The 21,417-nt window shown below is 49.0% G+C and carries 14 protein-coding genes; 13 read left to right on the forward strand and 1 reads right to left on the reverse strand.

The features are described 5' to 3' along the window. Positions 1 to 202 precede the first annotated feature (202 nt). The 13 genes from FD38_RS06350 (at position 203) to FD38_RS06410 (ending at position 20,748) form a co-directional block, all read left to right on the forward strand. Positions 203 to 1,318, forward strand: coding sequence for a hypothetical protein (locus tag FD38_RS06350; protein WP_057732431.1), 1,116 nt, complete (start codon positions 203 to 205; stop codon positions 1,316 to 1,318). Positions 1,319 to 1,634: 316 nt separating this feature from the next. Further along, positions 1,635 to 2,822: an ROK family protein gene (locus FD38_RS06355; protein ID WP_057732433.1), complete on the forward strand. Its 1,188-nt coding sequence runs from the start codon at positions 1,635 to 1,637 to the stop codon at positions 2,820 to 2,822. Between the two features lie 227 nt (positions 2,823 to 3,049). After that, positions 3,050 to 4,399, forward strand: a complete 1,350-nt coding sequence (xylA, locus tag FD38_RS06360) for a xylose isomerase (protein ID WP_057732435.1) — start codon at positions 3,050 to 3,052, stop codon at positions 4,397 to 4,399. Positions 4,400 to 4,610: 211 nt separating this feature from the next. Next, positions 4,611 to 6,122, forward strand: coding sequence for a xylulokinase (gene xylB, locus FD38_RS06365; protein WP_057732437.1), 1,512 nt, complete (start codon positions 4,611 to 4,613; stop codon positions 6,120 to 6,122). A gap of 290 nt (positions 6,123 to 6,412) precedes the next feature. Beyond that, complete coding sequence (locus FD38_RS06370; RefSeq protein ID WP_057732439.1) at positions 6,413 to 8,455, forward strand: right-handed parallel beta-helix repeat-containing protein; 2,043 nt, start codon at positions 6,413 to 6,415, stop codon at positions 8,453 to 8,455. Between the two features lie 348 nt (positions 8,456 to 8,803). Further along, entirely contained in the window at positions 8,804 to 10,171 is a 1,368-nt protein-coding gene (locus FD38_RS06375) for a sugar porter family MFS transporter (protein ID WP_057732441.1), read from the forward strand. A 333-nt stretch (positions 10,172 to 10,504) separates the two neighbouring features. Continuing rightward, complete coding sequence (locus FD38_RS06380; RefSeq protein WP_057732443.1) at positions 10,505 to 11,878, forward strand: sugar porter family MFS transporter; 1,374 nt, start codon at positions 10,505 to 10,507, stop codon at positions 11,876 to 11,878. 516 nt (positions 11,879 to 12,394) lie between these two features. After that, positions 12,395 to 13,144, forward strand: coding sequence for a helix-turn-helix domain-containing protein (locus FD38_RS06385; RefSeq protein ID WP_225430796.1), 750 nt, complete (start codon positions 12,395 to 12,397; stop codon positions 13,142 to 13,144). Between the two features lie 177 nt (positions 13,145 to 13,321). Continuing rightward, the gene (locus FD38_RS06390) at positions 13,322 to 14,800 is read left to right on the forward strand and encodes an MFS transporter (RefSeq protein WP_057732447.1); all 1,479 of its coding nucleotides are present in this window, start codon (positions 13,322 to 13,324) and stop codon (positions 14,798 to 14,800) included. A gap of 36 nt (positions 14,801 to 14,836) precedes the next feature. Next, entirely contained in the window at positions 14,837 to 16,462 is a 1,626-nt protein-coding gene (locus FD38_RS06395) for a glycoside hydrolase family 43 protein (protein ID WP_057732449.1), read from the forward strand. 169 nt (positions 16,463 to 16,631) lie between these two features. Beyond that, positions 16,632 to 17,696 (forward strand): PfkB family carbohydrate kinase, encoded by a 1,065-nt coding sequence (locus FD38_RS06400; protein ID WP_057732451.1) that lies wholly within the window; start codon positions 16,632 to 16,634, stop codon positions 17,694 to 17,696. Between the two features lie 204 nt (positions 17,697 to 17,900). Then, a complete protein-coding gene (locus FD38_RS06405; protein WP_057732453.1) occupies positions 17,901 to 19,202 on the forward strand; it encodes a glycoside hydrolase family 28 protein in 1,302 nt (433 codons plus the stop codon). A 25-nt stretch (positions 19,203 to 19,227) separates the two neighbouring features. After that, a complete protein-coding gene (locus FD38_RS06410) occupies positions 19,228 to 20,748 on the forward strand; it encodes an MFS transporter (protein ID WP_057732455.1) in 1,521 nt (506 codons plus the stop codon). Between the two features lie 146 nt (positions 20,749 to 20,894). Here FD38_RS06410 and FD38_RS06415 read toward each other — a convergent pair whose 3' ends face one another. Beyond that, positions 20,895 to 21,407: a universal stress protein gene (locus FD38_RS06415; protein WP_057732457.1), complete on the reverse strand. Its 513-nt coding sequence runs from the start codon at positions 21,405 to 21,407 to the stop codon at positions 20,895 to 20,897. Between the last annotated feature and the right edge of the window lie 10 nt (positions 21,408 to 21,417).

Consider the following 21,417-nt stretch of genomic DNA (forward strand, 5'->3'; position numbering starts at 1 on the left):
AAGGCGATTCATCACGTTCTTAAAAGAACGTGTCTTCTCGCCCAAATATTAATAAAGTTAGGCCCCTTACTCAGCTGTGTGTTGAGTCAGGGGCCTTTTTGGTGACTATAAAGGATTTTATAGCCAATTTGCGAATGTATGTTCGCTTTAGGTGCGAGGTATGGTATCCTGAATTTAAACTGACCCTGGGGAGGGGAACGACATGGCGCAAATCAGTCTGTTAGAGCGTATTGCACCGGGACAACGTAATTATTTCTACATTGTAGGCTATCCTGCCTACCGGTTCACGCCACAGCACCAATTGGCCGTGGCACCGGAGAACACTAAGATGGGCAACGTGACGCAGATCGACCGGGATGCGGCCCAACGGTACGTGGTGCGGTTTCAGACGGGCCAGCAGATTCTCTTGACGGATAAACGGGTGGCCCAAAATCGCGAATTTGCGACGGTCGCCGCCCTGACGCAATATCTACAGGAGCGGGGAATTGTGTTGCCAGCCGCCGCTACTGGTGAGGTGACGCCGCCGATTTTTAAGTCCCTTCAGGTCACCCAACAACTCCCGCGGGAATACATAGTGGTGGACTGTGAGTTCGCGCAGTTGTTTCAGACCCAACGGCAGGCGGACCAGATTCACCGCACGCAGACCACGGTGGCGGGGGTGAACTTTGGCGTGTTTCAGTTGAGCGCACTGGGGTATTGCGGGGAACGGGCGACGGGCCTACGTTTCAACCGCTACGTCGACCGGCCGGAATTTGCGCCCGAGATGAAATTACGCGGCCTAGCGGAAACGGGGTTGACCCTGACGACGTATACGCAACAGGCCGCACCGTTGACCGTGCTCCGGGCGTTCATCGCACAGGTGTTGGCGCAACACTTACCGCTAGTACTCTGGAATTACCATAACGATCTCAAGGCGTTGGCTGCGTTAGTGCGGTTGCACCTGACCGAACTTACCGAAGCGGAACGGGCCATTGTCCTGGCCCCGTTAACGATTTTTGACGGGGAAAGCTACATGAGTCAGGTCCTCAACCGCCATAATCCGGGGCACAGTTCGGTCGAGTACCATTTGCCGCTCAACGGGGTCGCGGGCTTGTTAAACATTGTGAACCCGCATCAGCATCACGCGTTGTGGGATGCCCAGACCACCCAGCTGGTGTTGGTGGAACTGGCGAAGCTACAGCAGCAAGCGGTCCGGGTGGTGCAGGTGCCCGAGTCGCCAGCGGTACCAGCCTCGGATACAGCAACCACAGTCTCCCAATCGCCACGGCGCTTTGCGTGGTGGCCGCACCATTCGCGGCGGGGCGTTCGGCGACGGTAAGGACTAAGGAATAATTATTTTGACTACCAGAATATGCCAAATTTGTGTAATGGTCTATGCGGATATTTGATGAAATTATTAAATAATTCAATTAATGTTGGTTTATAAAAATAGTTTTAGTAAAACGGTTGATTTATTAAGCGGCGTGCGACATACTGGGGTTAGTTGGTTCGCTAAACTAGAACGGGGAGATGTTCCCGTGTGCAAAGTAAGGTAGACCCGCAATTGAGCCGGAGGTTGGTTAGTTGGGTAACGTAATGCCCCTAATTGGACCCCACCGCCAAGACACAAACGTTTAATAATGGAGGGACGTAGTATGGTTCAGCGAAGTATGAATCGCAACCAGTTACACGACCAGAACTTAAAATTGGTCCTACAGCAAGTTTTTAATAATCATCCGACTTCTCGCATCGAAATCTCGCATCAATTACACCTGAACAAATCGACCGTTTCTTCCTTATATAACACGTTAATGGCGAAGGGGTATTTACGGGAACTGGGCTACGGCAACGCTTCAACGTCGGGTGGGCGCAAACCCACCTTGGTCGCCCTCAACCAGGACTACGGCTATACGCTGACCTTTGACTTGGGTTACCGCCACCTGCACGCGTTAGCGACCACACTGAACGGTAAGGTCTGGAAGTATGACCGCATCGAGACCCGGGGGCAATCGATCCACGAAATGGTGGACCGCATTAACCACTACATCGCCATGGTCCAAAACGAAGACGCCTCAACCAACGGTCTGCTGGGCATCTGCTTCTCGATTCACGGGATCATCGATGATAACAAAATCAAGACCTCGCCCTTCATCGACATGGACGGGGTGGACCTCGTTCAGCTCTTTACCATGACCTACGACGTACCCGTGGTGTTGGAGAACGAAGCCAATTTATCGGCCATCTACGAACGGGACTTTAACGGGGCCCGGGACCTGAACAGTGCCGTCACCATCAGTATCCACCGTGGGATTGGGGCTGGGGTCATCTTGCACCGGGAGTTGTTCCGGGGCGAACATGGAGACGCCGGCGAAATCGGGCAGACGGTCACCAGCCTAGAAATTGACGGGCAGGGGCAAGCCACGCCGGTCCGCGCCGAAGACATTAGTTCCGAAGACGCCATCATTCGCCAGGTCGAACAGCAGAAGGGACTCAAAAACCTCGACCGGGACGACATCGTACGGCTGTACCGCCAGCACGACACGGACTTGGCGTTGATCCTGCAACGGTTCACCATCGCCATTAGTAGTCTGCTCTACAACACCATGCGGACGCTCGATCCGGACGCGTTTTTCATCAACTCGCCACTGATCGAAGAGGTACCGGAGTTGTTGGAACAGATTCGGGCGGGGTATCGCCGGTTGGCCAAGCAGGACTTTCCCATCAGCCTGACCACCAACGCCCGGTTGGCCACGGTCTTGGGTGGGTGCTCGTTGATTACCCACCAAGTCCTGGGATTAGAAGGTTACGCCTTACAATTCGAACGCATTCCCGAAAATTTATAATCACCGTGAGACGTCCCCCAGCCGGGACGTCTTTTTTTGACCGATTTTAGACCGCCCGTTGCCGGGAACGCTACGGCCAACTAGGATTAGCCACGTCACCATTGTAAGCCATTACACAAAGTTGAAATTAATTTGCGGAAAACGCTTGCATTTATCGTGCTGGCTTGTATAATAGGATTTGTAAGTTGGTTGTCGCAACGAACTAACTAGGAGGGTTTTAATTAATTATGGCAGAAGAATATTGGAAAGGCGTCGACAAGATTCAATACGTCGGCCACAAAGATAAAAAATCAGGCTTAGGCTTTCAATACTACAATCCGGACGAAGTAATTGGCGGTAAGAAGATGCGCGATTGGTTACGGTTCGCCGTAGCTTACTGGCACACGTTCGACCAACGCTTAGTGGACCCATTTGGTGATGGGACCGCGCAACGTCCTTACGACAAGTACTCCGACCCAATGGACTTGGCTTTAGCCAAGGTAGACGCAGCATTTGAATTTTACGACAAATTAGGTGTTGACTACCTTTGCTTCCATGACCGTGACTTAGCGCCAGAAGGTGACACGTTACGTGAAACCAACAAGAACCTGGACAAAGTCGTTGACAAGATCGTGGAATACCAAAAGACCAGTGGGATGAAGGTTTTGTGGAACACGTCAAACATGTTCACTAACCCTCGGTTCGTTGAAGGTGCCGCAACTTCACCTTACGCTGACATCTTTGCTTACTGTGCCGCTCAATTGAAGCACAGTTTGGAAATTGGTAAGCGGGTTGGCTCCGAAAACTATGTCTTCTGGGGCGGCCGTGAAGGTTACGAATCCTTATGGAACACCAACATGAAGGAAGAACAAGAACACGCAGCGAAGTTCTTCCACATGGCTAAGGACTACGCTAACGAAATTGGTTTCGACGCACAAATGTTGCTCGAACCAAAGCCAAAGGAACCAACGACTCACCAATACGACTTCGATGCCGCAACCACGATTGCCTTCATGAAGGAATACGGGTTGGACAAAGACTTCAAGTTGAACCTTGAAGGCAACCACGCTAACTTGGCTGGTCACACTTACCAACACGAAATTCGCGTTGCCCGTGAAGCTGGCTTGTTAGGTTCCTTGGATGCCAACCAAGGTGACAAGTTGATTGGCTGGGATATTGATGAATACCCATCCAACTTGTACGAAACGACCGCAGCCATGACTGAAGTCGTTGAAAACGGCTCGATCGGCCCTCGCGGTGGGTTGAACTTCGATGCTAAGCCTCGTCGTTCTTCCTTCGAACCTAAGGACCTGTTCTACGGCCACATCGTCGGCATGGACAGCTTCGCCGCTGGTTTGCGGGTAGCCGTTGCCATGAAGGAAGACGGCTTCTTGGACAACTTGGTCAAGAACCGTTACAGTTCTTACGAATCCGGTATCGGTGCAGAAATCGAAAACGGTACGGCGGACTTCAAGTCCCTCGAAAAGTACGCGATCGACAAGCCACAATCTGAATTGTTGGCCGCAACGCATTCCGACCACTTGGAAGAAGTTAAGGATACGATCAACCACTACATCATCGACACGTTAAGCAAGTAATCTTTCGGTTACCTGTGGCGCGAAATAACAGTAAAAAAATGGTGGACGGACGGGAAGTCCGTCCGCCATTTTTAATCAGAACAAGTTTGAGGGAACTGAACCAGGCTCGGACTACGGTCAGAGTCTGACCGGCAAAGTTCAGCTCCGATTAAGAAACCATACATGCAATAACTAGTGAGCGCACATTCAAATACTGATTGGAGGAGCAATAATGGGAAAATATGTACTTGGGGTGGACCTCGGCACCAGTGCCGTTAAGGTCTCGGCCCTCGACCACAGTGGTCAGATTGTCGCCCAGGAAAGCTTCGGCTACGACCTGATCCAACAACAACCCGGTTATAACGAACAGAACCCCGAAGACTGGGTTTCCGGCACGACCGTGGCCATCGTGCGGTTGATCCTGACCGACCACCTGGCCGCCGAAGACATTGAAGGCTTGAGTTTCTCGGGCCAAATGCACGGCTTAGTACTGTTGGACGAAAACAAGAAGGTCTTACGGCCAGCCATTCTCTGGAACGACACGCGGACCACGGCGCAACGTGAAGAGATCATGGACAAGATGGGCGACGAGTTCATCGACATCACCCGTAACCAACCGTTGGAAGGCTTTACGCTGACCAAGTTGTTGTGGGTCAAGGAAAACGAACCCGACATCTGGAAAAAGGCGAAGTACTTCGTCTTACCGAAGGATTACGTGCGTTACCGGATGACCGGCAACCTAGCCATGGACTACTCCGACGCAACCGGGACGGTCCTGCTGGACGTGGCGAAGGGGCAATGGAGCCAACGCATCTGTGACGTCTTCGACATTCCGATGAGCATGTGCCCACCACTGATCAAGTCGATCGACTTGGCCGGCACGGTGACGCCCGCCTACGCCGAATTTTCTGGGTTGACCACGGCCACCAAGGTCTTTGGTGGGGCCGCCGACAACGCGGCCGGGGCCGTGGGGGCCGGCATCCTAGAGCCTAACATGGTGATGTCCAGTATCGGGACGTCCGGCGTGGTGCTGAAGTACGAAGACAACGCGGACGTGAACTACCACGGCGTGTTGCAGTTTGAGGACCACGCGATTCCCGATAAGTTCTACTCGATGGGCGTGACGCTGGCCGCAGGGTACTCCCTGAGTTGGTTTAAGAAGACCTTTGCGCCGGCCGAAGACTTTAACGACGTGGTGGCTAGTGCGGGTAAATCGACCGTGGGCGCCAACGGCTTACTTTACACGCCGTACATCGTGGGTGAACGGGCGCCGTACGCTGATGCCAACATCCGCGGGAGCTTTACCGGGATCGACGGTATTCACCAACGCTACGACTTCGTGCGGGCCGTGCTGGAGGGCATCATCTTCTCGTTTAGAGACCTCTTCGACATCTACGAAGAAAACGGTGGGGACTTCGATACGGTCGTCTCCATCGGGGGCGGGGCCAAGAGTCCGCTCTGGCTACAGATCCAGGCCGACATCTTTAACCGCAAGGTCGTCAGCTTGAAGAACGAACAAGGGCCTGGTATGGGGGCCGCCATGATGGCCGCCACCGGTCTCGGCTGGTTCGATTCGCTACAGGACTGTGCCAAGACCTTTGTCCACTTCGGTAAGGAATATCAACCGATTCCGGCTAACGTGGCGAAGTACCAGAAGCTCCACCAGATTTACAAGCAAGTTTACGGTCAGACCAAGCAGATCAGTGAAGAACTGCTGGACTACCGTCGTGAAAATTTGAACTAAGTATTGAATCGTTCGGCAAAAAGGTGCGGGTGTGAGCCCGGGCCTTTTTGTCCTTAAAATTAAGCGTTTATTTGCCTAAATAAGAACGATTAAATATATATATGATTAAAAGTTCGCATTAATGAAACCGGGTTTGAACTAGATGGAGGTGACCGTTAAGTCCAAATTTCAGTAGTACGATCGCAAGCGTGATTATTTTGGGACGCCAGCTGGTCATGCGGGCTGACCCGTTACGGGTGGATGGCCGATGGCCCACTCAGGATGATTTAGGTTAAAAGGAGGCAATTATCGTGAAAATCTATGTTGATGCGCAAGCAACACGAGAGGGTAATGGGACCCAGGAGGCCCCTTATCGCCTCATCAACGAAGCGGCGCAGGTCGCCGTTGCGGGGGATGAGATCCTGGTCTTTCCAGGAACTTATCGCGAATATGTCAATCCCGTTCACGGCGGCACGAACGACGCGCGGATTACATACCGCAGTGTGGAACCCCTGAAGGCAGTCATCACTGGGGGCGAAGCGGTTAAGAACTGGCAACCCTATCAAGGTAATGTCTGGGTCACCCGGATCAATAACGGACTGTTCGGGTCCTATAACCCCTACACAACTTACGTGATGGGGGACTGGTACTTCGGTCCGGTCAATAAGCACACCGGGGCGGTTTACATGAACGACCGCCAGTTCTACGAAACGACTTCCGTAGCAGAATGTTTGGCCGCAGAAGTTTACGGTCGGTCGTGGGAACGTAAGAATTCCGTTTACAAGTGGTACACCGAACAAGACGAGGCCACGGACGAAACCGTGATTTACGCAAACTTCCAGGGGAAAGATCCTAATCACGAAGACGTGGAAATTAACGTGCGGCGGGAAGTTTTCATGCCACAAGCCACGGGCGTCAACAACATTACCGTGAGTGGCTTTACCGTCAATAAAGCGGCCACGACTTGGGCACCGCCGGCATCCTACCAAGACGGGATGATTGGCCCGCACTGGTCCAAGGGCTGGATCATCGAAGACTGTGACATCAGTCATAGTCGCTGTGCCGGAATTTCTCTGGGGAAGTACGAGGATCCGGTGAATAACCAATACTTTACCTACAAACACGTGAAGAGCCCAACGCAAATGGAACGTGATGCCGTTTGCCGGGGCCAGTACCATGGGTGGCTCAAGGAAAACATCGGTCACCACATCATCCGGCGGTGCAACATCCACCACTGTGAACAGGACGGCATCGTCGGCCGGCAAGGCGGCGTCTTCAGTCTTATCGAAGACAACCACATTCACGATATCAACAACATGCAAGAATTAGCCGGGGCTGAAATTGCCGGGATCAAGATGCACGCGGCGATTGACGTGATCATTCGCCGCAACCACATCAACGATTGCACCATGGGCATCTGGACCGACTGGGAAGCTCAGGGGACGCGCATCACGCAGAACCTGTTAGACCATAACTACGCGCCAAAAGGTACGGCGCAACGCATCGTTGGTGCTATGCAAAGCCAAGACATCTTCGTCGAAGTTGGTCACGGGCCGACCCTGATCGATAATAACTTGTTGCTATCTAAGGCGTCCTTGCGGTTAGCCACGGAAGGGGTGGCCTGTGTGCACAACCTGATGCTGGGATCCATTACGTCGATTGGCGCCAACACCGACTTCTTCGTGGACGGCAAGAACCAACCCCGGTTTACGCCTTACCACATCCAACACCGAACCGAAGTGGCGGGCTTCATGACCATCCTGCACGGGGATGACCGTTTCTACAACAACATCTTCGTGCAGAATTGGCCGGTGGAAGCGACCGATCACGAGACCTTGGTCGACCGGGAACCGGAAGATACTGAACAAGTGGGGACCAACGGGTTCGATGATTACCCGACCTACGACGAATGGTACGCGCAGTTTGAACGTTTGGACGGAACGATTGCCAAGGAAAACGACATGAACGACTTGATGAGTGCCCACTTTGGTCACTTACCAGTCTGGGCGGCCGGCAACATGTACTTTAACGGTGCCAAGGCTTGGAAGAAAGAAACCGACAATTTCGTGAACACTAGTGACAAGGTAACCGTCGAATTGGTTGAAAACGATGATCAAGTCACCTTGAAGACTAACCTGTACGATTTGCTAGGTGACTACGCCGAGGGCATCATCACGACCGATACCTTGGGTGAAGCCTTCGAACCGGAACAACGGTACGAAGCGCCAAACGGTGATGACATCATCTTTAACCAGGATTACTTCGGGAACCACCGGGGTGTTTCAACGCTTCCAGGACCGTTCGTTTCTGGCGAGGACGCCCAAGCGGCTTTGTGGGAATCGCGAAGAGGCTAGTTAATTGAATTAAGTAACCGTAAAACTCAAAATCCTTGTTGGCGAGTCACTGAGCCGACAAGGATTTTTTGACGCGATTGATAAATTTTGAAGGATTAAAGCCCATAAATCCCGTGGTTACGGGAATCCCGGTATGCTAACAAGTAAACCGTTACAACCTAAAATTAGACTTACAGAAAACTGTTGATAAAAATTTGTTGCTTTAAGAAAACGCTTCCAAAATTTAAAAAGATATGCTATAGTATCTTCAAGGTTGGTAGTGCGAACCAACCAACATAGTGAGCGGCAGTCACCAACTTACAATTTGACTGGGAAAGTAACGTACGCAAACACTAAGGAGCAAACACTATGCGAAAAGTATCTACAGGTTTTGTCTACTTCTTCGGCGCATTGGGCGGCCTACTCTTCGGGTACGACACCGGGGTTATCTCTGGGGCCATTTTGTTTATTCAACGGCAAATGCATTTGGGATCCTGGCAACAAGGTTGGGTCGTGAGTGCGGTTCTGTTAGGGGCCATTCTGGGGGCGGCCATCATTGGCCCGTCATCTGACCGGTATGGTCGGCGTAAATTATTATTAGTTTCAGCTATTATCTTCTTTGTTGGGGCGATTGGCTCTGCGTTTTCGCCCGAGTTCTGGACGCTGATCATCTCACGGGTCGTCTTAGGGATGGCCGTGGGGGCCGCATCAGCGTTGATTCCAACTTATCTGGCCGAATTGTCACCGGCTAGCAAGCGGGGGACCGTCTCTAGTCTGTTCCAGTTGATGGTTATGACCGGGATCTTCCTGGCTTACGTGACTAACTACACCTTCTCCGGCATGTATACCGGTTGGCGGTGGATGGTGGGGCTGGCCGCAGTTCCCGCTGCCTTACTGTTCTTAGGTGGGTTGATCTTACCAGAATCACCACGATACTTAGTTAAAACGGGCCACAGCGATGCCGCCCGCGAAGTTTTAGATACCATGAACAAGCATGATACGGCCGCGGTGGATGAAGAATTAGCTCAAATCCACGAACAAGCTAAAATCAAGAGTGGCGGCTGGTCCGAACTCTTCGGGAAGATGGTGCGGCCTTCCTTGGTAATTGGGATTGGCTTAGCTATTTTCCAACAAGTCATGGGGTGTAACACCGTGCTCTACTACGCGCCAACTATCTTCACCGACGTGGGGTTCGGAGTTTCGGCCGCATTGATTGCCCACATCGGAATCGGGATCTTTAACGTGATTGTCACCGCCATTGCCGTGGCCATCATGGATAAGATCGACCGGAGAAAGATGCTGAACATTGGGGCCTTAGGTATGGGGATTTCCCTGTTCATCATGAGTATCGCCATGAAGTTCTCCGGGGGTTCCTTTACCGCCGCCGTGGTCTGTGTGATTGCTCTGACCGTCTACATCGCGTTCTTCTCCGCTACTTGGGGTCCCGTGATGTGGGTCATGATTGGGGAAGTCTTCCCGTTGAACATTCGGGGACTCGGAAACTCCTTTGCCAGTGTGATCAACTGGTCGGCCAACATGGTCGTGTCCTTGACCTTCCCGTCCTTACTGGACTTCTTCGGAACCGGGAGTTTATTCATCGGTTACGGGGTACTCTGCTTTGCTTCCATCTGGTTCGTTCAAAAGAAGGTTTTCGAAACGCGGAACCGTTCTTTGGAAGAAATCGAAGGGACGTTGCGGGAAAAGGCGGCGGAACACGAAGCTGCCGCTGCGCACTAATTTTAGTTGAATCGTTGAGGTCGAGCCAGGGCGCTCGGCCTTTTTTGCTGAGTTTGAAAAATATTTTTTTCGAAAAGTATTAGCGGAATACCCGCTTTTCTTAAGGGGAAAGAACCTTGATAACTATTAGTTTTTTTCAATATGTTATCTGGAAATGTATGGATTTCTTTCGTATATTACTGCACAAATTTCAGATATAGCGCTTTCATTTTTGCGGCAACCGCGCTATACTAATGTCATGGTTGGTTGCGTGCATCAACCAACTTACATATAAAGCCATTTCCGGTGACTTTAAATCTCACGGGCAACACCGCGAAAAGGGAGCAATAAAAGATGCGAAAAGTATCGACTGGGTTTGTGTACTTCTTCGGTGCCCTCGGAGGACTACTCTTTGGGTACGATACCGGGGTTATCTCCGGGGCCATCCTGTTCATTCAAAAGCAAATGAACTTGGGATCCTGGCAACAGGGTTGGGTCGTTAGTGCCGTTTTATTGGGAGCCATTTTAGGGGCCGCCATCATTGGACCATCGTCTGACCGGTTTGGTCGGCGGAAGCTTCTGCTATTATCTGCGATTATCTTCTTTGTTGGGGCCTTAGGGTCAGCGTTCTCACCAGAATTCTGGACGTTGATTATTTCCCGGATCATCTTAGGGATGGCCGTTGGGGCCGCTTCAGCGTTGATTCCAACTTACTTGGCTGAATTATCACCAGCCGATAAGCGGGGGACCGTTTCTAGTTTGTTCCAGTTGATGGTCATGACCGGGATTTTCCTGGCCTACGTCACCAACTACACCTTCTCCGGCATGTACACTGGCTGGCGTTGGATGTTAGGGTTTGCGGCGATTCCAGCTGCTCTGTTGTTCTTAGGTGGGTTAATCTTACCTGAATCACCACGGTTCTTGATCAAGCAAGGTCACATGGATACGGCGCGTGAAGTGCTGGACACCATGAATAAGCACGACCAAACCGCTGTGAACAAGGAAGTTGCCCAGATTCAAGAACAAGCCAAAATCAAGAGTGGTGGCTGGTCCGAACTCTTCAGTAAGATGGTTCGTCCTTCCCTGATTATCGGGATTGGCTTAGCTATTTTCCAACAAGTCATGGGTTGTAACACCGTGTTATACTACGCACCAACCATCTTCACCGACGTTGGGTTCGGGGTCTCAGCTGCCTTGTTAGCCCACATCGGGATCGGAATCTTTAACGTGATTGTCACCGCTGTGGCCGTGGCCATCATGGATAAGATCGACCGGAAAAAGATGTTGATCGGTGGGGCCATCGGGATGGGGGTTTCCCTGTTCATCATGAGTATCGCCATGAAGTTCTCTCACGGGTCCTTCACCGCCGCCGTGGTTTGTGTCATCGCCTTGACCGTTTACATCGCCTTCTTCTCCGCAACTTGGGGCCCGGTTATGTGGGTCATGATTGGGGAAGTCTTCCCATTGAACATTCGTGGGTTAGGGAACTCCTTTGCCAGTGTTATCAACTGGACGGCCAACATGGTCGTTTCCCTGACGTTCCCATCCTTACTGGACTTCTTCGGTACCGGGAGCCTGTTCATCGGTTATGGGGTTCTCTGCTTTATCTCCATTTGGTTCGTGCACAAGATGGTCTTCGAAACGCGGAACCGTTCTTTGGAAGAGATCGAAGCAACCTTACGGGCCAAGAGTGGCGAAAAGGAAGCCAAGTTCTCTGCACAAAACTAGTCTGAAATTTAATTGAATTACGCTTAAAGGTCATTCCAGAGAGGGTGGCCTTTTTGCACGTTAAGTGACCATAGAAGATGGAAAATAATTATCAGAGTATATAACTAGCTATCTAAATTAAAGCGTGGATAATAGTGACCAATAATGAAGTAGAAAAAGTGGTTGTTCCGTGACTGATTGGTTGTCACTATAAATAAATACCTTGTGAATTGTTATTCGTAAGCGTTTTCTTTAAGCGCGAAATTATGCTAAAATTTAGACAATGAAAACGGTTGGTTTTTCTTTAAACTAGTCCCAGAATGACCAAAATAGGTTACGAATTGACAAAAATAGAATTAAAGATGAAAGGTGATGGCTCCCGTGACGAATGATTTTGTAGCGATTCCGAGTTTAGAATCAAGTATTCGACTGTTTGGTGGTCATATGCGAACCGTAGCGGGAGGCTGGAAGTTCTTTGGCCAGCAACACCAGTCATTTGAACTGATGTGTGTAGTTTCCGGACAACAGGTCACGGAGATGAAAAATTTACCACCCATGGTCTACGGGGCAGGCGAGGCGCTGATCATCTCGCCGGGGACCTGGCATATCAACGCTAATGCCAGCCAGACCACGCCGATGACCTACATCACCTGTCATTTTGATATGGAAAATTTGAGCCTTAAATCTGAAATCATCAGTAACATTGCGAATTCCGTATATCGTGCGGATAGCTTTTTTGGCCAACTCGCCTTCAAAACGGCTCAAGATTTTGTGCACATTAGTGCGGATAGGTCGCTATCGGGGGAGGAAAAGCGTCTGAAGTTACAGATCATCTTCCTCTCATTTCTGTTCGCCATCGTGCATAATGGAAAAAAATTCAAGAAGAGTGACACTAATTATACCGACCGGGAAGCCCAATTGGCGCGGTCGTTGGCAACGTTGATCGCCGACGATTTGAAATCGGATCAACCTAGCCTGAACAGTTTTGAGGAAAATTGTCAGCGACTTAGCATCAGCACCGGTTACGGGCACCGGGTCTTTCGCAAGGTGTACGGCATCACGCCACTGCACTATTTGGAAGACAAAAAGTACAGTAAAGCCAAGCGGCTCTTGGGGTCGCCCGAGTACACCATCGAACAGGTCGCCCAGATGGTCGGGGCTCAGAACCTTTCCGTTTTTAGTAAACAATTCAAGAAATGGTCGGGCATCACGCCCAGTAAATACCAGAAAAATGCCAAGAATAAGCGTCAAGTTCGGACCGTTAAGGGTGGCGGTTACTTCGAGTGAAAAAGGTCACGATTCGACAAAAAGCCGTCACTTCTGATTATAGATTTCCGGCTTGTATTCGATTACACTAACTGTAGAGATTAGGAAATCAGTCATGGCCATGACGCTTATTTTTTTAATCTAACCGGAAAGCGCTTTCTTTAAATTGAGGGTTTTATTTGAAGGGAGTTCATACAGATGGCAGCAAATACGGAATCAACACCCGCAAAGCCGGAGACGACCGATGAATTTGCTAAGTTATCTTGGCGTGAGCGAATTAGTTATGGTGCTGGGGATTTAGCGCAGAACTTAATCTTCGGGACCGTTGGCTCAATGCTTTTGTTCTATCTCACCACGGTTTACGGTATTTCAGCCGCCGCTGGGGCCACCATTTTCTTAGTTGTTCGGTGGGTCAACGTGTTCTGGGATCCTTGGGTGGGTGCCTTTGTCGATAAGCACAATTTTAAAGCCGGTAAATACAAACCTTACCTGATTTACGGTGGGATTCCACTGACGATCATGGCCGCCTTGCTCTTCTTACCAAGCGCAAGTCTCCGGGGCAACATCATGTACGCCTTTATTTCTTACCTGGCAACTGCTTTAATTTATTCGTTCGTTAACATTCCTTACGGGGCCTTAAACGCTTCGTTAACGCGGGATAACGACGAAGTTTCCACGTTGACCACGGTCCGGATGACCGAAGCCAACATCGGGAACCTCTTGGTTTACACCTTCTTGCCATTATTTGTTCAAATGGCGTCACCAAATCTGCAATCCAAGGACATTGGGTTCTTTGGGATTCACATGCAATTAGGGGATTACACCTCACCTAAAGCCGGGAAGGCCTACTTCCTGGTCATGGCCATCTACATGATCATTGGGTTCATCATGTTAATGTGCACTTACGGTGGGATTAAGGAACGGGTTCTTCCAACTAAGGAAGAAACGTCAACCGTTAAGTACTCTGACTTATGGTTCGAATTCAAGAACAACAAGCCGTTACAAGTTTTAGGCTTCTTCTTCCTGATTGGCTTTACCTTCATGTTCTTTGGGAACACCGTTTGGCCATTCTACATGCAATACAACATCGGCCACTCCGAATGGTTAGCTTCGATTAACTTGATTGGGTCGATTCCTGGGATTTTCTTAGTCTTCTTATGGCCAATCGTCCGCAAGAAGATTGGGAAGAAACAATTCTTCTACATTTTCTTACTCCTGTTCGTTATCGGGACCTTGGTTCTGTGGGTTTGGTCCATGCCAGCCTTCAAGAACAGCGTGGCCTTAGGGTACATCGGCCGGTTCTTGATGCAATGGGGGATCACCGCCGCTACTGGTTACATGTGGTCCTTAGTTCCCGAAGTCGTTTCTTACGGCGAATACAAGTCCAAGAAGCGGGTTGCCGGGATCATCAACGCCATCATGGGGCTGTTCTTCAAGATTGGGTTGGCACTTGGGGGGATCATCCCTGGGTACATCAACGCCTTCTTCAAGTTTGACGGGAACAGCGCAACCCAAAGTGCTGGTGCTTTGATGGGGATTCAATGGTCCATGATCTGGTTACCAATCATCTTGGCCTTCGTTGCCATGTGGGTCATGAGTCGTTACCCATTGACTGATAAGCAAGTCGTTGAGATTAACGAAACCTTGGAAAAGGAACGGCGTGAAAACGCAATTTAACCCTGTATTTTAAGTTAGGAAAGGATGCATTTCGTTATGAAAATTCAGAACCCCGTTTTACCTGGTTTTAACGCGGACCCCAGCTTCATTCGGGTCAACAACACGTATTACATTGCGAACTCGACTTTCGAATGGTTCCCCGGTGTCCGGTTACACGAATCCCAAGATTTAGTGCACTGGAACCTGTTACCATCCCCGCTGTCGACCACGACGCTCCTGGACATGAAGGGCAACCCTTCATCCGGTGGGATCTGGGCACCAGACTTATCCTATGCAGACGGTAAATTCTGGTTGGTTTACACCGATGTTAAGGTCACGGAAGGTCCTTTCAAGGACGTCCAAAACTACCTGACCACGGCGACCGACATTCACGGCCCATGGACGGACCCGATCAAGCTGAACAACTTAGGCTTCGATGCGTCCCTGTTCCACGATAAGAACGGCCGGAAGTACCTGGTTCAACAGACCTGGGATCACCGTGAATACCACCACCCATTCAACGGGATTACCCTGACCGAATTTGACACCAAGACCATGAAACTCAAGCCAGAAACGGCTCGCAACATCTACAACGGCGACGACGTTAAGTTAGTCGAAGGACCACACTTGTACCAAATCAACGGGTACTACTACCTGTTCGCCGCTGAAGGTGGGACCGTCTTTACCCACCAAGAAGTCGTCGCCCGTTCCAAGACGCTCGACGAATTATCCTTCGAAGGCGAACCAGATGGGCCATTCATCACCAACATGGATACGCCGGACTTCTACTTACAAAAGCAAGGTCACGGGGCATTGGTTGATACGCCAGAGGGCGAATGGTACTACGCATCGTTGGTTTCTCGTCCTTGGAACCATGCGACGGAATCGTCTCATGATCCACGGGGCTGGAGCACCTTAGGCCGTGAAACATCCATTCAAAAGGTTGAATGGGACGACCAAGGCTGGCCACGCGTGGTCGGCGGTCATGGTGGCCAAGTGGAAGTAGATGCGCCTAAGGGGGCCATCGAAACCAAGGCCCCGAAGGACCACTCCCAACACGATGACTTTGACAGCGACAAGCTGGACTTGAACTGGAACACCTTACGGCAACCCTTCACTGATAAGTTAGGGACTGTGGGGAACGGGAAGTTGACCTTAGTCGGGAACCACTCCTTATCCAGCACGTTCGACGTTTCCATGATTGCGCGGCGTTGGCAAGCCTTCAACTTTGATGCGGAAACCAAGGTGAAGTTTGACCCAGCCCGTTACGAAAACATGGCCGGTCTGGTCAACTTCTACAACGACAAGCACTATTCCTGGATCTACATCACCCGGGATGAAAAGCGCGGTCCCGTGATTGAAATTGCCCAAAACGACAACAACAATTACACGTCGTTCTTGAAGGACCAAGCCATCCAGATTCCAGCCGGAACGGAATACGTTTGGTTCAAGACCAAGGTTCGCAAGCAATCGTACACTTACGAATACTCGTTTGACGGCATCGACTGGCACGAAATCCCAGTTGAATTAGACGCAGCGATTCTGTCTGACGATTACGTTCTGCAGACGTACGGTGGTTTCTTCACCGGGGCCTTCGTGGGCTTGGCTGCTGTCGACTACGCTGGTTACGGCCAGACTGCCGAATTCGACTACTTCGATTACAAGGAATTGGGCGACGATTAGCCACTGATTCTACGCATAGGCTTCATGTAATTTACCCAGTCAAAAAATGGCGTCCCGTGCACGGGGGCGCCATTTTTGCGTACGGATAGGATTAATGATTACGCGAGAACAGGACGTTATCTGGGGTATAATGAATGGATAATCAAACTAGAAATGGAGCCCTGTAAAAATGACCTCACGTGAACAACAGATCTTGGAATGGATCAAACAAAACCCAATGATTAGTCAAAACGAGTTAGCAGAGCTAGCTGGTATTACGCGTTCGGGAATTGCAGCACACGTCTCAAACCTTGTTAAAAAAGGCTACCTTCAAGGAAAGGGATATATTGTTGCACCCGAAAGTTATGTGGTGGTTGTTGGGGGAATTACTTTGGATATCTTTGGTATTCCGGATGATGAGGTAATTGAAAAAAAGTCAAATTCTGGGGTTATCTATTCCGACGTTGGGGGACTGGGACGAAACATTGCGGTTAATTTAACGAAATTGGAGATACCTAATTACTTTATTTCGGTATATGGCCATGATTCTGCCGGTGAAGAATTTAAAAAAGATGCACTGGAGAAAAAATTGAATATTACCTATGCTAGTCAAATTTCGAGTATGCCAACATCACGTTACCTGTATATTAATCAGACAAGTGCTAAACGAATTTTTGGCGTAGATGATAGTCGAATTCATGATGAAATTACTCCTGAATTTTTAAAAAGTCGACTGACGATTTTACGAAATGCGAAGATGATTGTGATAGATCCTAACCTTCCAGAAAAAACAATTGCTTGGTTGTATCATAATTTTCAGCAACCATTATTAGCAGATTCCATCAATAAAGTAACTCGGTTAAAACCAGGGATTGAAGCGTTGGATACATTGGTGTTAAATGCTGATGAATCTCAAGCTATTACGGGGATTAAAATTATTGATCGTCAATCGGCGGAGCAGTGTGCAGATAAATTACTCGCTATGGGAATTACAAACGTATTTATTTACGATGCAGAGGTTGGATTCCTTTATCAAAATCAGGAAGATACCATCTATGCACCGGTCACCCTGACTAAGGTTTTAAACACAAACGGGGTTGGTGCGGCGGCATTGGCAGCTATTATCTATGCGCGACGCCAAGGATTGACCACAAAGCAAACAGCGAAAGTTACTCGGGTGGCAGCGCAAAGTGCCATGACTACCTATCTGAACATTTACGAAGGAATGGCACCAGAACTTTTAGAAGACCATTAAGTTTCAACTAGAGACCGGCGAAGAACGGGTCTTTTTTTTAGCCTTTTTATAAACAAATGTTTATCGACATAAATAAATGTTTACAAAAAGTTTTGGACGTGATATTCTTTAATTGTGATAAGTAAGCGTTTACATATTCTAACAAAATCATCAAACAGACGACGGTCACTTGATGAAAAATGGTGGTAAGAAAGCAGGGATAGCATGTTAGTCATTAACGTTACACCGCAAGATGACATGCAAACAGCAATTGATAAAATCGCCGTAGCAGGCGGTGGACAGCTTAACGTAGAAGCAGGACAACATCTCACAGGGCCATTGGAACTCACAACAAATTTGACGATGAGTTTTCAGTCAGGAGCAGTTTTAAAGTTTAAGGATGATCCTAATTTGTACCCACCAGTTTGGACACGGTGGGAAGGAGTCGAGTGTTATGCGATGCATCCGTTAATGTACGCTAAGAATCAGCAAAACATTCAAATCCTTGGTGATGGGATTATTGATGGCTCAGGTGCAGCATGGTGGCACAAGTTTAAACAGATTGAAACGAAGAACCGTACAACACCCCGAGAAGCGTATGAATGGCGGTTAGCCAAGCTAAATCCAGATTATCAAACCCGTACAGGTGGTGGTGGCCGGCCATCAACACAATTTTTGCGGCCACCGTTGGTTCAGTTTTGGCAATGTCGCGATATCTTAATGGATGGTATTACCTTAAAAAACTCACCATTCTGGACGTTACACATGGTCTATACCCAACAAGTAACGATTAAAAATATGACATTTATTAATCCTGCAGATGCGATTAACACTGATGCAATGGACATTGATTCTAGCGAGAATGTTACGGTTAGCCATTGTCTACTAGACGTTGGGGATGATGGAGTAACTTTAAAGTCAGGTTCCGGCGAAGATGGAATTCGGGTTAACCGACCAACTAAGCACGTAAAGGTTTCCGATTGTCGTATTTTGGCTAGTCATGGCGGCATTGCGATTGGTTCTGAAACGGCTGCTGGAATTAGTGATGTCGAAGTGTCAAATTGTCGTTTTGAGGGCACTCGTCGAGGAATTCGACTAAAGTCTCGCCGTACTCGTGGGGGAACTATTCAAAACATTAAGCTTCATGATTTAAAAATGGATGCGTGCTGGTGCCCAATTTCTTTGGAACAGTACTTTGCACCAGGCGTTTTGCCGCAAGAAGAAGCAACCGTTTTGTCGTTACAACCACAACCTGTAGATGAAACGACGCCACACATTAAAGATATAAAAATTAGTGGGATTACTGCAACAAACGTTCGAGCAACGGCGGCATTCATCGTAGGTTTACCGGAAGCAAACATTCAGAATGTGACTATCCAAGACTTTCAATGGACGTTAGCGCCTGAGGATAAGCTCTTACCAACTGAACGAGCGGAAGAAACTGGTGGTCGATTTCATGATGCTGACCGAGGAGTTAAGACAATTAATGTGTCTAATTTAGTAGTAAACGGTGAACGGGTAGGCTAATCCAAAGATAGGAAGTTGGAGAAAAATGGAGACTCAAAAGAAGCGTTGGGTGTATACCCCGCATAAAATTTCTGTTTGGCGGTCAATCGGGTACGGTATCAATGACATGAACGGGGCATCATGGGGAACGTTAGTCGGTTCTTACTTAATGTTCTTCTTAACGACTTATGGTAAGCTATCAGCGGCTTCGGTAGGGATGTTGTTCTTAATCGGAAAGTTCCTTAACGCCATTATGTCTATGCTAGCTGGATCCGTTTCGGACCGGTTATACGCTACTAAACTGGGGCGTCGATTTGGTCGTCGACACTTACTATTATTGGTTGGGGCAATTATGACGATTTTGTTCTTCCCAATGCTGTTTATGGTGGTACCGGGAAGTTTCTGGTGGTATTTAATTGCGTTTGTTATGGTTGAAACTGCTAACGTGATTATTGGAACCGCTTACGAAACGTTGGCCACTGAAATGACGCCTAATGCGGATGATCGAGTAAAGATGTCTTCAATTCGATTGTTTATTTCGGCGTTTGCCACCTTCTCGGTATCTGCTTTGCCCGCAACGTTGTTAGCCGTCTTGGGTCAAGGCGCACGGGCTTACACGATTTCAGGAATTGTATTTGGGATTGTGTTTGCCATCTCAACCTTAATTACGTACCGTGCCACTTGGGAACATTCTCCGGAAGAAGTTGCAGAATTTGAAAAGGGATCTAATACACACGAAGAAAATAGCTTTATGGGTTCCTTGCGAGATTACTGGGAGATGTTACGAAATAAATCAGCACGGTATATGGTGTCGATTTACTTCATGACTTACTTTGCTAAAGACTGTTTCTCAACGGCTTTTCTATACTATGTCGTTTTCGTTTTAGGACTTTCTCAGACGATTGGTCAAGGAATCTCGTCACTGTCGTTTGTAGGGATGTTAGTGGTTCCAGTAGCTGCATTTATGTTAATTAAGACCAAGAATCCGAAGATTAATTGGTCAACATCGTTTAGTCTAATCTTTGTTGTAATGGCCGGTTTCTTCGTTCTATCACTGCAACATGCCAATTTAGGTAAGGGCACTACGATTATTACTTTAATTGTATTAGGTGTTCTTTGGCAGATTGGCCGTCAGTTCCTAGAATACACAGCTTGGCAAGTTATTCCATTGGTACCTGACGTTGATACAATTGTATCTGGAAAATTACGGACCGGGACTTTCGCAGCTGTACAATCCTTTACGCGACAATTGACGGGGGCTTTAGGGTCAGCTTTACTGGGATTCATTCTTCAGTGGGGTGGTTTTAAAGAGGGTGCTTTACATCAAACTGCCCAAGCTCAAAACGCCATTATGGTTGTACTAATTGTAGTACCAGTTATCTCTATTGCAATTGCATGGTGGATGGTTTCTCGCTTTAATTTGAATCAACGGACACATAAGATTTTGCACGATGAAATCGATCGGCTTGATGCTGGTGGAGACAAGGCGGATGTTACGCCAGAAACCAAAGCTGTTGTTGAAAACTTAACTGGCTATAAGTGGAGTCAAGTTTGGCAAGGCAAGTAAAATTGAATGTCAAACTATGTTAAATGCATCTTAGTGTTAAAAAGAAAACCCAGTCAAAAAATGGCGTCCCGTGCACGGAGGCGCCATTTTTGTATACCAACTAAAAAGGGGCCTCACCGTTAATGGTGAAGCTCCTGTAATGGTGTTTACAACTTGGGTTGTTCCTGATTTTCCGCCGTGACCTGGTGCATGTTGACCGGTTGGCGGTCTAGGTCGGTTCGGACCACGAAGACGTCGACGGGGGCCATGCGGCTGACGTACGCCGTCACGGACCCTTCGACCATCCGGGCCACGGCACTCATCCCCGTGGCCCCCAACATAATCAGATCGTTGTGGTGGTCCTTGATGAACTCACTAGCGATGACGGTCTTGGGATTACCGAACCGCACGTGGGGCGCGATGTCGTGAAAGCCGGTGGCCGCACCGGTGGTTTCGACCAACGACTGCAAGTAGCCCACCGCGTCCTTGGTCAATTCATGGATCACGTCGCCGGGCATCGACCCGCTGGCGTAGAAACCGTAGTGGTTGATCCGTAAGACGTTGAGCAGGTCGATGTGCGCGTGGTGTTGTTGGGCCACGGTGACCGCCTTTTTTAACGCGAGTTCCGCTTGGACGGAGCCGTCGATGGGGACCAGAATATTTTGATAGTCAGATTGCATACTGAACCTT

The organism is Levilactobacillus zymae DSM 19395 (assembly GCF_001434115.1).
GTDB classification, from domain to species: Bacteria; Bacillota; Bacilli; order Lactobacillales; family Lactobacillaceae; genus Levilactobacillus; species Levilactobacillus zymae.